General features: G+C 71.9%; 13 protein-coding genes. 3 read left to right on the top strand and 10 right to left on the bottom strand.

What is annotated here, in order from left to right; genetic code table 11:
- Positions 1 to 11 precede the first annotated feature (11 nt).
- Positions 12 to 671 carry an arylesterase gene (locus KAK03_RS09680; protein ID WP_210853759.1) on the bottom strand — a complete coding sequence of 220 codons (660 nt, stop codon included), beginning with the start codon at positions 669 to 671 and terminating at the stop codon, positions 12 to 14.
- Here KAK03_RS09680 and KAK03_RS09685 point away from each other — a divergent pair.
- Positions 670 to 1344: an ABC transporter ATP-binding protein gene (locus KAK03_RS09685; protein WP_210853760.1), complete on the top strand. Its 675-nt coding sequence runs from the start codon at positions 670 to 672 to the stop codon at positions 1342 to 1344. The genes KAK03_RS09680 and KAK03_RS09685 overlap by 2 nt on opposite strands.
- A 22-nt stretch (positions 1345 to 1366) precedes the next feature.
- Here KAK03_RS09685 and KAK03_RS09690 read toward each other — a convergent pair whose 3' ends face one another.
- The 9 genes from KAK03_RS09690 to KAK03_RS09730 form a co-directional block, all read right to left on the bottom strand.
- Positions 1367 to 2590, bottom strand: coding sequence for a BaiN/RdsA family NAD(P)/FAD-dependent oxidoreductase (locus KAK03_RS09690; protein ID WP_210853761.1), 1224 nt, complete (start codon positions 2588 to 2590; stop codon positions 1367 to 1369).
- Complete coding sequence (locus KAK03_RS09695) at positions 2587 to 3402, bottom strand: sulfite exporter TauE/SafE family protein (RefSeq protein ID WP_210853762.1); 816 nt, start codon at positions 3400 to 3402, stop codon at positions 2587 to 2589. The genes KAK03_RS09690 and KAK03_RS09695 overlap by 4 nt, the downstream gene beginning before the upstream one ends.
- Positions 3402 to 3848 carry an EVE domain-containing protein gene (locus tag KAK03_RS09700; protein ID WP_210853763.1) on the bottom strand — a complete coding sequence of 149 codons (447 nt, stop codon included), beginning with the start codon at positions 3846 to 3848 and terminating at the stop codon, positions 3402 to 3404. Before KAK03_RS09700 ends, KAK03_RS09695 begins: the two co-directional genes overlap by 1 nt.
- 272 nt (positions 3849 to 4120) lie before the next feature.
- Positions 4121 to 4444: a cell division protein ZapA gene (locus KAK03_RS09705; protein WP_210853764.1), complete on the bottom strand. Its 324-nt coding sequence runs from the start codon at positions 4442 to 4444 to the stop codon at positions 4121 to 4123.
- On the bottom strand, positions 4441 to 4659 hold the full coding sequence (locus KAK03_RS09710; protein ID WP_210853765.1) for a DUF904 domain-containing protein: 219 nt from the start codon (positions 4657 to 4659) through the stop codon (positions 4441 to 4443). The genes KAK03_RS09705 and KAK03_RS09710 overlap by 4 nt, the downstream gene beginning before the upstream one ends.
- Before the next feature lie 34 nt (positions 4660 to 4693).
- Positions 4694 to 5782: a lytic murein transglycosylase B gene (gene mltB / locus KAK03_RS09715; protein ID WP_210853766.1), complete on the bottom strand. Its 1089-nt coding sequence runs from the start codon at positions 5780 to 5782 to the stop codon at positions 4694 to 4696.
- Positions 5783 to 5790: 8 nt separating this feature from the next.
- The gene (locus KAK03_RS09720; RefSeq protein WP_247661059.1) at positions 5791 to 7818 is read right to left on the bottom strand and encodes a transglutaminase TgpA family protein; all 2028 of its coding nucleotides are present in this window, start codon (positions 7816 to 7818) and stop codon (positions 5791 to 5793) included.
- The gene (locus tag KAK03_RS09725; RefSeq protein ID WP_210853768.1) at positions 7815 to 8771 is read right to left on the bottom strand and encodes a DUF58 domain-containing protein; all 957 of its coding nucleotides are present in this window, start codon (positions 8769 to 8771) and stop codon (positions 7815 to 7817) included. Before KAK03_RS09725 ends, KAK03_RS09720 begins: the two co-directional genes overlap by 4 nt.
- A complete protein-coding gene (locus tag KAK03_RS09730) occupies positions 8768 to 9697 on the bottom strand; it encodes an AAA family ATPase (RefSeq protein WP_375140974.1) in 930 nt (309 codons plus the stop codon). Before KAK03_RS09730 ends, KAK03_RS09725 begins: the two co-directional genes overlap by 4 nt.
- Positions 9698 to 9761: 64 nt before the next feature.
- On the opposite strand from KAK03_RS09730, the gene KAK03_RS09735 reads away from it, so the two are divergent.
- Positions 9762 to 10697 carry a histone deacetylase family protein gene (locus KAK03_RS09735; RefSeq protein WP_210853769.1) on the top strand — a complete coding sequence of 312 codons (936 nt, stop codon included), beginning with the start codon at positions 9762 to 9764 and terminating at the stop codon, positions 10695 to 10697.
- Positions 10698 to 10724: 27 nt separating this feature from the next.
- On the top strand, positions 10725 to 11984 hold the full coding sequence (locus KAK03_RS09740) for a mechanosensitive ion channel family protein (protein WP_210853770.1): 1260 nt from the start codon (positions 10725 to 10727) through the stop codon (positions 11982 to 11984).
- Positions 11985 to 12031 lie beyond the last annotated feature (47 nt).

A 12031-nucleotide genomic window follows, 5' to 3' on the forward strand; every position in this document is an offset into this window, starting at 1 on the left:
CGCTGCCCCGCTCAGCGGGGCAGCAGTGTTTTCAGCGCCGGCCAGACGTTGTCCAGCATCAGCGGATGCGCCTTGGCCAGCGGGTGGATGCGGTCGCTCTGGAACCAGGCCTCGGCGTCCGGCCGGTCGGCCACGCCGGCCAGCAGGAAGGGCACCAGGCCGGCCCGGCGCTCGCGGGCCACGTCCTGGAAGCTGCGGGCGAACTCCTCGGTGTAGGCGCGGCCGTAGTTGGGCGGCACCTGCATGCCCACCAGCAGCACCTTGGCGCCGGCCTGCTGGGCGGCGCTGGTCATCGCCATCAGGTTGTCTCGGGTGCTGGTCACCGGCAGGCCGCGCAGCGCGTCGTTGCCGCCCAGCTCGATCACCACCACCGCGGGCTTGTGCTGCGCCAACAGGCCGGGCAGCCGGCTGCGGCCGCCGGCGGTGGTGTCGCCGCTGATGCTGGCGTTGACCACCTGCAGCGGCGACTTCTGGGCCTTCAGCCGCTCGGCCAGCAGTGCCACCCAGCCGCTGCCGCGCGCCAGGCCGTACTCGGCCGACAGGCTGTCGCCCACGACCAGCAAGACCGGCGCTGCCGTGGGGGCGGCGGTGGCCGCGCTACAGTCGGCGCCGATGCAGGCGATCAGGCCTGCCAGCAGCCCGGCGCGCCGCGCCCTTGAAACCAAGCTCATGTCTGAACCCATCATCGCTGTGGAGCATGTCAGCAAGCGCGTCACCGACGCCACTGGCACGCTGACGATTCTCCACGACATCGACTTCAGCCTGCAGCCGCGGGAGTCGGCCGCCATCGTCGGCGCCTCGGGCTCGGGCAAGAGCACGCTGCTGGCCTTGATGGCGGGCCTGGACGTGCCCAGCGAGGGCACGGTGCGTCTGGCGGGCACCGACCTGTTCGCGCTGGACGAGGACGCGCGCGCCGAGGTGCGGGCGCGCTCGCTGGGCTTTGTCTTCCAGAGTTTCCAGTTGCTGGCCAACCGCACCGCGCTGGAGAACGTGATGCTGCCGCTGGAGCTGGCCGGTGCGGCGCGGGCGCGCGAGCAGGCGGCCGAGATGCTCGACCGCGTGGGCCTGTCGCAGCGCCTGCGCCACTACCCCAAGGTGCTGTCGGGCGGCGAGCAGCAGCGCGTGGCGCTGGCGCGGGCCTTCGTCGTGCGGCCACAGCTGCTGCTGGCCGACGAGCCCACCGGCAGCCTGGACTTCGCCACCGGCGAGTCGGTGATGAACCTGATGCTGGAGCTCAACCGCGAGGCGGGGACGACGCTGGTGCTGGTGACGCATGACCGCGCGCTGGCGGCGCGCTGCGAACGCCAGCTGCACATCGAGGCCGGCCGCCTGATGCCGGCCTGATGCCCGCCTGATGCCCGCCTGATCAGGCCGGCGCGGCCATCGCCTCGGCGCAGGCCATGGCGCTGGCCCAGGCCCACTGGAAGTTGTAGCCGCCCAGCCAGCCGGTCACGTCGACCACCTCGCCGATGAAGTACAGGCCGGGGTGCAGGCGGCTCTCCATCGTCTGCGAGCTGAGGTCGCGGGTGTCGACCCCGCCGGCCATCACCTCGGCCTTGGCCCAGCCCTCGGTGCCACTGGGCGTGAGGGTCCAGTGCTGCAGGCTGTCGGCCAGGCGGCGCAGCGTGGCGTCGGGCACCTGCGGCATCGGCGTGTCGGCGGCGATGCCCTGCAACGCCAGCCAGGTGTCGGCCAGGCGCTGGGTCAGCAGCGCAGCCAGTTCGTTGCCCAGCTGGCGGCGCGACTGCCGCTTGAGCTGCTGCAGGGTCTCGAACAGGTCGGTGCCGGGCAGCAGGTCGATCTGGAGGGGCTGGCCAGGGCGCCAGAAGCTGGAGATCTGCAGCACCGCCGGGCCGCTGAGGCCGCGGTGGGTGAACAGCAGGTCTTCGAGAAAACTCACCGTGTTCGAGCGCTTGCCCTTGCCTGGCACGGCGGTGGAGATGGCCACCGGTCGCGCGATGCCCGCCAGCGGCACGAAGGGTGCCCAGCTGGCGGCGTCGAAGGTCAAGGGCACCAGCGCCTCGCGCGGCGCCACCAGGCGGTGGCCCAGGCGCTCGGCCAGGCGCAGGCCCCAGTCGCTGGCGCCGATCTTGGGCACCGGCAGGCCGCCGGTGGCCACGACCACCTGGCGGGCCAGCACATCGCCGCGGTCGGTGCGGGCGCGCCAGGCGCCGTCCAGCGGCTCCACGGCCTGCACTGCGCAGGGCTGCCAGCGCTCGACGCCGCCCGCCGCGCATTCGCGCAGCAGCAGCTCGATGATGTCCTGCGCCGAGTGGTCGCAGAACAGCTGGCCCTTGTGCTTCTCGTGGAAGGCGATGCCGTGGCGCTGCACCAGCGCGATGAACTCGGATGCCGGGTAGCGCGCCAGCGCTGAGCGGCAGAAGTGCGGGTTCTCGGACAGGTAGTTCGCCGGCCCGGCCTCGCGGTTGGTGAAGTTGCAGCGGCCGCCGCCGGAGATGCGGATCTTCTCGGCCAGCTTGGGCGCGTGGTCGACCAGCAGCACCTTCAGGCCGCGCTGGCCGGCCTGGGCGGCGCAGAACAGGCCCGCAGCGCCGGCGCCGATGACCAGCGCATCGAGCGCGGCGCTCAAGCCGTCAGGCCCTTCCAGAGCATGTAGCTGGCCAGGCCGTAGAGCAGCACCGCAAAGACCCGCTTGAGCTGCGCCACGTTCATCGCGTGGCTGGCGCGCGCGCCCAGCGGCGCCATGGTCACGCTGGCGCTGGCAATCACCAGCAAGGCCGGCAGGTAGAGGTGGCCCAGCGCACCGGGCAGCGCCGGCGGCAGGTTCCAGCCGCCCACCACATAGCCCACGGTGTTGGCCAGTGCGATCGGAAAGCCCAGCGCCGCGCTGGTGCCCACCGCCTGGTGGATTGGCACGTTGCACCAGGTCATGAAGGGCACGCTGACAAAGGCGCCGCCGGCACCGACCAGACCCGACAGGAAGCCGATGCCGGTGCCGGCCGCGCCCTGGCCCGGCGGCCCGGGCATCTGGCGGCTGGGCTTGGGCTGTCGGTTGCGCAGCATCTGCGTGGCCGAGAAGCCCACGAAGAGCGCGAAGCACAGCGCCAGCGCCTGCCCCTTGATCAGCGCGAACGCGCCGGCGCCGGCCAGCAGGCCGCCGGCCACGATGCCCGGTGCCATGCCGCGCACCAGGTCCCAGCGCACCGAGCCCTTCTTGTGGTGGGCGCGCACGCTGGAGATGGAGGTGAACATGATCGTGGCCATCGAGGTGGCGATGGCCATCTTCACCGACACGTCGGCCGGCACGCCGCGCTGGCCCAGGATGAAGGTCATGAACGGCACCATCATCATGCCGCCGCCCACCCCCAGCAGGCCGGCCAGGAACCCGGCCACCAGGCCCAGGGCCAGCAGCTCGGCGATCAAGGTCAGGGACAGATCCATCAACGGTCCAGCAGTTGCGTCACCACCGCCCACTCGGCGGCGCTGACCGGGGTGATCGACAGGCGGCTGCCCTTGCGCAGCAGCTCCATCGTGGCCAGGCGCGGTTCGGCGCGCAGCTCGGCCAGCGTCAGCAGCCGGGTCTTGCGCACGAAGCGCACGTCCACATGCACCCAGCGTGGCGCCTCGGGCGTGGCCTTGGCATCAAAGTACGGGCTGGCGGGGTCGAACTGCGTGGCGTCGGGGTAGGGTGCGCTGGCCACCTCGGCCAGGCCGGCGATGCCCGGCTCGGCGCAGGAGGAGTGGTAGTACAGCACGCCATCGCCCGGGCGCATCGCGTCGCGCATGAAGTTGCGCGCCTGGTAGTTGCGCACGCCGGTCCAGGGCACGGACTGGCCGGGGCGGCGCGCGAGATCGTCGATCGAGCACTCGTCGGGCTCGATCTTCATCAGCCAGCAGGATGGCATGGGGGCGGGGCGTGGGAGGAAAGGTGTCCACCACCAACCGTGGGCCGCATTCCTGAACCCAGGGGATTCAGGTGGGCGAGGTCAGCACGGCGTCGGGTTCATCTGACGCGAGACGATCACACCTGCCGAGCGATGTTCCAAGCCCTGGCTCGCGAGAGCATCGGTTCAAGGAAATATAAAACCCACGCGGAGGTGGCGGACGGCTTGATTCTAGGCCTTGGTCGGCCGCTGCGTGGCCGAGAAGCCCGTGAATTTCAGAGCAATTGCCCGTCGTGGCCCAGCGAGCCGTCGATGCGCTCGATCAGGCGCTGCACCACGGTCTCGTCGAGCGAGGCACCGCTGGCGTCTGACGGGGCTGCGGCGGCCGGGCGGGCGGCCGGCTTCTCGGCGAGGCGGTAGGCCAGGTTCAGCGCGGCCAGCACGGCCATGCGCTCGCGCGCCTTGACCCGGCCGGCGTCGCGGATCGCGCTCATCTCCTGGTCGACGGTGGCGACGGCCTGCTGCAGCAGCGCCTCGCCGCCCTCCGGGCAGCCCAGCAGGTAGCTCTGGCCGAGGATGGTGACTTCGATCTGCTTCATTCGCCGGCCTCGCGGGTCGGGGCCGGGTCGGCGGGCAGGCGCTCGAGCAAGGCGTCGATGCGCGCACGCGCCGCCGCCAGGCGGGACTTCAGGCTGTCACGCTCGCTGGTCGTGGCCTTGAGCTGCTGTTCGAGCAGCTCGTTCGTTCGCTGCAGCTCCTCGTGGCGCAGCACGAGTCGCTCGATGCGTTCGGCGAGATCCGGCAGACGGGACATGGGCCGTGGAACCTTGTCTGAAGCGGCGTGACCCTCATTGTAGAGGGGCCGACGCCACAGGCTGTGGCGGAGGTGGCCGCAGGCGCTTGATCTCGCGCGCCAGGTCGATCACGGCCATGGCGTAGTAGCTGGACCAGTTGTAGCGCGTGACCACCCAGAAATTGCGCGTGCCGGCCACGTAGCTGGGGGCGGCATCGCCGTTCTGCAGTTCGACCAGGGCCAGCGGGCCGGCATGGGCGCGGGCCGCCTCGTCGAGCACCGCGCCCAGCTCGGTCATGCGCTGGGCGCTGAAGCTGGGCTGGATGTCGGGTGCCAGCAGCGTGGCGCGGGCGCTGGTGTCGGTGGGCGCCTGCACGCCGTAGTGGGTGGGCAGGCCTTTCTCCCAGCCGAACTCGGCAAAGTAGCGGGCGACACTGCTGACCACATCGGCGGGGTTGTGCTCCAGGTCGATGTGGCCGTCGCCGTCGCCGTCGATCGCGTAACGACGGATGCTGCTGGGCATGAACTGCGGCAGCCCGATCGCACCAGCGTAGCTGCCCTTGACGCTGGTGGGATCGCGCTGCTCGGCGTGGCACCAGGTCAGGAAGGCCGCCAGCTCGTCGCGGTAGAAGCCGCTGCGGTCGGAGCGGCCGCTGGGGAAGTCCAGGCTCAGCGTGGCCAGGGCATCCAGCACCCGGAAGTTGCCCCGGATGCGGCCGTAATAGGTTTCGATGCCGACGATGGCCACCACCATCTCCGGCGGCACGCCCCAGCGCGCTTCGGCCTGGGACAGCCAGCGTTCGTTGGCCTGCCAGAAGCGCAGGCCCTCGGTCGCGCGGGCGGCATCGACCATGCGGGCCCGGTAGGCCGACCAGTTCTTCGCCGTGCCCGCCGGCGGCGGCATCACCAGGCGCGTGATGCTGGCCTGGAAGCGTGCCTGGGCCAGCGCACGCAGCACCCAGTCGGGGTCCAGCCCCTGGGCGGCGGCGATCGCCCGGCCCAGGGCCTGGGCGTCCTCGCGTCCCGCATAGCTGACCGCGGCAGCGGGTGGAGGGGAGGCGGCGCGCTGGGTGCGGTGGGGCGCTGCCTGGGCGGCCCAGGTGAACAGCAGCGCGGCGGCAGGCAGGAGCGGGGACCAGGACATGGGCGGGATTATCGGGAGCTGGCGTCAGGCAGGGCCACGGCCCGCCGGGCCTGGCGCAGGCGGCGCTGCCAATCGCGCCAGGACGCACGGGGCTGCGGCGTCCCCGCCACGGCGGGGGCGTAGCGCCAGGCCTGCAGGGCGTCGAGCTGCGCCACCAGTGGTGCTGCGGACGCGCCGTGCCGCTGCTGCAGCTGCCGGGCCATGGCCGCGGGGCTCATGGTGTCGTCGGCCACCACGTCCAGCCGGTCCAGTTCCTGGATCAGCCAGGCCTGCAGCCGTTGCCAGGGCGTGCGGCGGCGCCGGTCCAGCCAAACCCACACCGCGCCTGCCGTGGCCGCCAGGGCCATCAGCACCGCCAGCGCGCGGCCCAGCGTGGCCATGTCTGGCGTCTCGAAACCCAGGTCCTCCAGCAGCCGGTACTGTTCCTGGCGGCCATAGCCCAGCACCCACTGGTTCCAGCGGTTGTCCAGCGCCTCGGCCCATTGGCGCAGGACCAGGCTCAGGCCGGGACTGACCGTGTCCAGCGTGCCGGCCACCAGGCCGGTCGGGGCGGGCAGGGCGCGGCCACGTTCGATGCGCTCGGGTGCGACCGCGGCGGTGGGGTCGACGCGCAGCCAGCCCTGGCCCTCGACCCAGATCTCGGCCCAGGCGTGGGCGTTGCTTTGGCGGACCACCAGGTAGCCGTCCACCGGCTGGGGGTCGCTGCCCTGGTAGCCGGTGACGATGCGCGCGGGCACGCCCAGTGCGCGCATCGCCACCACGAAGGCCGAGGCATAGTGTTCGCAGAAGCCGGCGCGGCGGTCGAACCAGAACTCGTCGACCACGTCGCCCTCGTAGGGGCCGGGCGACAGCGTGTAGCGGAAGGGCTGTTCGCGCACATGGCGCAGCACCGTCTGCGCCCAGGCGAGCGGGCCGGCCTGCTGCAGGCTGGGCGAGGTGTCCAGCAGCGACTGGGCCCAGGCCCGCATGCGCGGGTGCGCGCCCGGTGCCAGCGACAGCAGCACGCGGCGCTCGCCGCGGCCCAGGTCGCCGCTCAGCCGGCCCTGCGGCCAGGCGCGTGCCTGCAGGCGCAGCCGCGCGCTGGTGGGCACGTTCAGGCTCCACTGCAGGCCCGGCTCCTGGCGCAGCTCGTTGGACAGCTCGGGGGGCAGGCCGGCGGGGGCATTGGGCGTCAGCTCCAGCAGGGGCAGCGAGCGCGTGCGGCCAGGCTCGATCGTGATCTCGTAGCCCAGTCCGGGGCCCTCGGTGCTCACGGTGGACGAGCGGCTCGACTCGCCCAGGCCCGGCGCGGTGCGCCAGCGTCGGCCATCCTGGCGCACCAGCACCGGCCCCCGCAGGTACAGCGACGCGGCCGGCGGCGGCCGACCCTCGAAGCGCAGGCGCAGCGCCACGCTGTCGTCCAGCGCCAGCTCGGCCACGTCGCCCGGCTGCATGCTGTCGGACAGGCCGGTGACCGCGCCGTCGCCGGGCACCGACCACAGCGGCGCCAGGCGCGGGAACAGCAGGAACAGCGCCAGCATCACCGGTGTGCCCCAGGCGGTGGCGCGCAGGGCCAGGCCGGCAGCCGACGCCAGCGTCGGCCGACCGGCCGGCATGTGGGCCAGGGTGAGCACCGTCAGCCAGCCCCACACCGCCAAGGCCATGGCCGCCGCCAGGGCCAGCGACTGCGAATACAGGAAATTCGTCAGCACGACGAAGAAGCCCAGGAAGAACAGCAGCATCGCGTCGCGCTGGGCGCGCATCTCCAGCGTCTTCAGGGCCATCAGCGAGACCAGCAGCAGCACTCCCGCGTCGCGACTGACCAGGGTGCGCTGGCTCTGCCAGGTCAGCACGCCCAGCAGCAACAGCAGCGCCAGCAGCACCCAGCGCCGGGGCAGTGGCGCCTGGCGCGCGGCCAGCCAGCCGCGCCAGAGCAGCACGCCCACGCACAGCACGGCCAGCCACAGCGGCTGGCGCCACAGGTGGGGCATCACCGTCCAGCCGATCAGGCCCAGCAGCAGCCAGGTGTCGCGGGTGTCGCGTGGCAATGGCGTCATCCGCGGTACTCCGCCAGCAGGCGCAGACCCTGCTCCAGGTGCACGGCGCCAACGCTGACCGGGCATTCGCGGCCGCCAGCGCGCAGACCCCAGGGGCGTTGGCTGCGTTCGCAGGCCAGGGCCCAGGCGGTAAGGCGCGACAGCCGGGCTTCGATGCCCGCGCCGGGCGTGTCGGCCAGATCCAGCCACAGCGGCGGTGCCTGCGGCTCGCTGCCCTCGCGGCTGACCCATTCGCCACTGTGCGCCAGCTTCTTCCAGGCGATGCGGCGCGGGCTGTCGCCACGGCGCCAGGGCCGCACGCCGTCGAACTCCCCCTGCTCGGCGCGGCGCCGCTCGCCGCTGTCGTCGCTGGCACCCGCGGCGACCGGCAGCGGCGGCTCGGGCTGCTCGGGCGCGGGCCAGACGCAGACCTGGCCGGCGGGCCGCCACAGCGACCAGGCACGGAACAGGCCGAAGGGGAATCGGCTTTCGATGCGCAGCAGCGGCAGCGGGTGCAGGCCGCGCTGGGGGCAGGCCAGGGTCAGGGTCAGCGCCGATTGGCCCTGGGCGCCAATCTCCGCCCAGGCCAGCGCGGCCGCCCCCGCATCCGGCTGCAGGCCCAGGCCCACGCCGTGGCGCTCGCGACCAGGATTGGCGATCTGCAGTTCCAGCGCGCTGGCCTGCCCGGCGTGGCAGGCGGCCACCGGGCGCAGGTGCAGGCTCAGGCCGCGCAGGCTGGCGTGGGTGATGTGCATCGACGCCAACGCCGCACCCGCCAGCAGGAAGGTCAGCGCATAGCCCAGGTTCAGCTGGTAGTTGATCGAGCCGATCAGCAGCAGCAGCAGCATGACGATGAAGGCCAGCCCCGCGCGCGTGGGCACGATGTAGATGTTGCGCTGGTTCAGCTCATGGCGCTCGCTGGCCCGGTGCCGCGCATGCCAGGCCTGGCGCAGGCGCTGTCGCAAGCCGATCAAGGCAGCGGCACCGCCTGCAGCATCGCGCGGACCTGCTCACGCCGACCGCGGCCCGCGCCCGACACCGGCTGCAGGCGGTGGGCAATGGCCTGCGGCAGCACCGCCTGCAGGTCATCCGGGGTGACGTGGTCGCGGCCCACCAGCAGCGCCCGGGCGCGCGCCACGCGCAGCACGCCGATGCCGGCGCGCGGCGACAGGCCATCGACGAACCAGCGGCCCGAGCGGGTGGCGGCGATCAGCGCCTGCAGGTAGTCCAGCAGCGGCTCGGACACATGGATCTGGCCGACCGCGGCCATGGCCTGCAGCAGCTCCTCAGGACCGAGCACCGGCTTCAGGCGGGCCAGCAGCTCGCGCCGGTCCTCGCCCGCCAGCAGGGCGCGCTCGGCCCGGACGTCCGGGTAGCCCAGGCTGATGCACATCAGGAAGCGGTCGAGCTGGCTTTCCGGCAGCGGGTAGGTGCCCAGCTGCTCGCCCGGGTTCTGGGTGGCGATGACGAAGAAAGGCCGGGGCAAGGCACGGGTGGCACCATCGATACTGACCTGGTGCTCTTCCATGGCCTCGAGCAGCGCGCTCTGCGTCTTCGGACCGGCGCGGTTGATCTCGTCGGCCAGCAGCACCTGGGCGAACACCGGCCCCGGATGGAACACGAAACGCTCGTTGCTGCGCTCGAACACGCTGACGCCGATCAGGTCGCTGGGCATCAGGTCGGCGGTGAACTGCACGCGCGAGAACTGCAGGCCCAGCGAGATCGCCAGTGCATGCGCCAGTGTGGTCTTGCCCACACCGGGCAGGTCCTCCACCAGCAGGTGGCCGCCGGCCAGCAGGCAGGCCAGGCAGTCGTCCACCTGGGTCGGTTTGCCGACGACGATCGTGCTAATCTGACCCTTGAGTTGGGTCAATCGTTCGGTCCAGCGTGCGCTCATCATGGAGGCACGATAGCTCACAACCAGAGGAAGACAAATGCCGTCGCCTGTGCGGGGGCATGACGCCATGACCACGGCCTTTTTCACCCACCCCGACTGCCGCCGCCACGACATGGGCAACGGCCACCCCGAGTGCCCTCAGCGTCTGGACGCCATCGAGGACCACCTGCTCTCCACCGGTCTGGACATCGCGCTCACGCGCATGGATCCGCCGCTGGCCAGCCACTCCGACCTGATGCTGGCCCACTCCGAGGGCTACCTGCTGGAGCTCGACGAGTTCATGAAGCAGGCCACCGAGACGGGTGAACACCGTGCGCTGGACCCGGACACCCTGGTGTGCCCGCACACCTGGCAGGCCGCGCTCAGAGCGGCCGGTGCCGCGGTGGCCGCCACCGACACGGTGCTGGACGGCCGCGCCGAGAACGCCTTCTGCGCGATCCGCCCGCCGGGCCACCACGCGACGCGCTCGCAGAGCATGGGCTTCTGCTTCTTCAACAACGTGGCCATCGCCGCCCGGCATGCGGTGGACGTGCGCGGCCTGGAGCGGGTGGTGATCATCGATTTCGATGTGCACCACGGCAACGGCACCGAGGACATCGTCGCCGGCGACGACCGCATCCTGATGGTGAGCTTCTTCCAGGACCAGCTCTACCCGTTCAGCGGTGGCGTGCCGATGGGCGAGAACATGCTCAACGTGCCGATCCCGGCCTACACCCGCGGCGGCGAGATCCGCGAGATCATCGAAGCCAACTGGATGCCGCGCCTGGAGACCTTCAAGCCGCAGATGATCTTCATCTCGGCCGGCTTTGACGCCCACCGCGAGGACGACCTGGGCCAGCTCGGGCTGGTCGAGGCCGACTACGAATGGATCACCCGCCGCCTGAAGGATGTCGCGCAGCGGCACTGCCAGGGCCGCATCGTCTCGTGCCTGGAAGGCGGCTACACGCTGAGTTCGCTGGCGCGCAGCGTGGCGGCGCATCTGCGGGCCCTGGCCGACGTGTGACGTGACGGGCCGGGTGACAATCCGGCGATGACCACGGATGCCGCCCCCAGCCTGCAGGAATTTCTCAACGCGCTGACCCACCCGAGCGCAGCGCTCGAGCTGGCGGTGATTGCCGGCTGCCTGGGCCTGGCCTGGGCCCTGGTGCGCCTGCTGCGCGGCGCCGCGGCCAGCGCTGCACCCTCGGTGCTGTTCGGCCGCCGGCTGGTCGATGGTCTGTTGTTCCCGGTGCTGGCCCTGGGCCTGGCGCTGGCAGCGCGACGTGCGCTGGTGGCGGCCGACGTGCACGTGGCGGTGTTCAAGATCGTCATCCCGGTGCTGGTGGCCTTCGCGGTGATCCGGCTGGCGGTGCGGGTGCTGGAAGCGGCCTTTCCCACGTCGCGCGTGGTGCGGGTGATCGAGCGCTCGATCTCGTGGCTGGTCTGGGCCGGCATGGTGGGCTGGGTCACCGGCCTGCTGCCCGAACTGCTGTCGGCCATGGAGGAGATCCACTGGAAGATGGGCGGCTCCACTGTGTCGCTGCGCACGCTGGTGGAGGGCACGGTCAGCGCGGGCGTGGTGCTGATCGTGGCGCTGTGGATCTCGGCGGCGATCGAGGCGCGGCTGCTCAGCGGCGCCAGCGGCGAGAACCTGTCGCTGCGCAAGGTGGTGGCCAACACCGTGCGCGCGCTGCTGGTGTTCGTGGGCCTGCTGGTGGGCCTGACCGCGGTGGGGATCGACCTGACCGCGCTGTCGGTGCTGGGCGGCGCGATGGGCGTGGGCATCGGCCTGGGCCTGCAGAAGCTGGCGGCCAACTATGTGTCGGGCTTCGTGATCCTCACCGAGCGCTCGCTGCGCATTGGCGACACCGTGCGGGTGGACAACTTCGAGGGCCGCATCACCGACATCGCGATGCGCTACACCGTGATCCGCTCACCCGGCGGTCGCGAGGCCATCGTGCCCAACGAGATGCTGATCACCCAGCGGGTGGAGAACTCCTCGCTGGCCGACCCGCAGGTGCTGCTGCAGACCACGGTGCCCGTGGCCTACGGCACCGATCTGGATGCGCTGTTCCCGCAGATCGTGGCGGCGGTGACGCAGGTGCCGCGGGTGATGGCCGAGCCGGCCCCGGTGGTGCACCTGTCGGCCTTCGCGGCCGACGGGCTGGAGCTGACGGTGAACTTCTGGATCACCGACCTGGAGAACGGCGCCGGCGGCGTGCGCTCGGGCGTCAACCTGGCGATCCTGGCGCTGCTGTCGCGCCTGGGCGTGGAGATCCCTTACCCGCAGCGGGTGATCCGCCAGGCCTGAAAGACGCAGGCCCCGCGGTGCGGGGCCTGTGCCAGGGCGCGGGGGGC

Origin of the sequence: Ideonella alba (assembly GCF_018069845.1) — a bacterium.
Lineage (GTDB): Bacteria > Pseudomonadota > Gammaproteobacteria > Burkholderiales > Burkholderiaceae_C > Ideonella > Ideonella alba.

Bases quoted from the DNA above. Each gene is read 5' to 3' on its own strand.
- KAK03_RS09685 (WP_210853760.1), top strand. From the start codon at position 670: ATGTCTGAACCCATCATCGCTGTGGAGCATGTCAGCAAGCGCGTCACC.
- KAK03_RS09680 (WP_210853759.1), bottom strand. From the start codon at position 671: ATGAGCTTGGTTTCAAGGGCGCGGCGCGCCGGGCTGCTGGCAGGCCTG.
- KAK03_RS09695 (WP_210853762.1), bottom strand. From the start codon at position 3,402: ATGGATCTGTCCCTGACCTTGATCGCCGAGCTGCTGGCCCTGGGCCTG.
- KAK03_RS09700 (WP_210853763.1), bottom strand. From the start codon at position 3,848: ATGAAGATCGAGCCCGACGAGTGCTCGATCGACGATCTCGCGCGCCGC.
- KAK03_RS09705 (WP_210853764.1), bottom strand. From the start codon at position 4,444: ATGAAGCAGATCGAAGTCACCATCCTCGGCCAGAGCTACCTGCTGGGC.
- KAK03_RS09710 (WP_210853765.1), bottom strand. From the start codon at position 4,659: ATGTCCCGTCTGCCGGATCTCGCCGAACGCATCGAGCGACTCGTGCTG.
- mltB (WP_210853766.1), bottom strand. From the start codon at position 5,782: ATGTCCTGGTCCCCGCTCCTGCCTGCCGCCGCGCTGCTGTTCACCTGG.
- KAK03_RS09720 (WP_247661059.1), bottom strand. From the start codon at position 7,818: ATGACGCCATTGCCACGCGACACCCGCGACACCTGGCTGCTGCTGGGC.
- KAK03_RS09730 (WP_375140974.1), bottom strand. From the start codon at position 9,697: ATGATGAGCGCACGCTGGACCGAACGATTGACCCAACTCAAGGGTCAG.
- KAK03_RS09735 (WP_210853769.1), top strand. From the start codon at position 9,762: ATGACCACGGCCTTTTTCACCCACCCCGACTGCCGCCGCCACGACATG.
- KAK03_RS09740 (WP_210853770.1), top strand. From the start codon at position 10,725: ATGACCACGGATGCCGCCCCCAGCCTGCAGGAATTTCTCAACGCGCTG.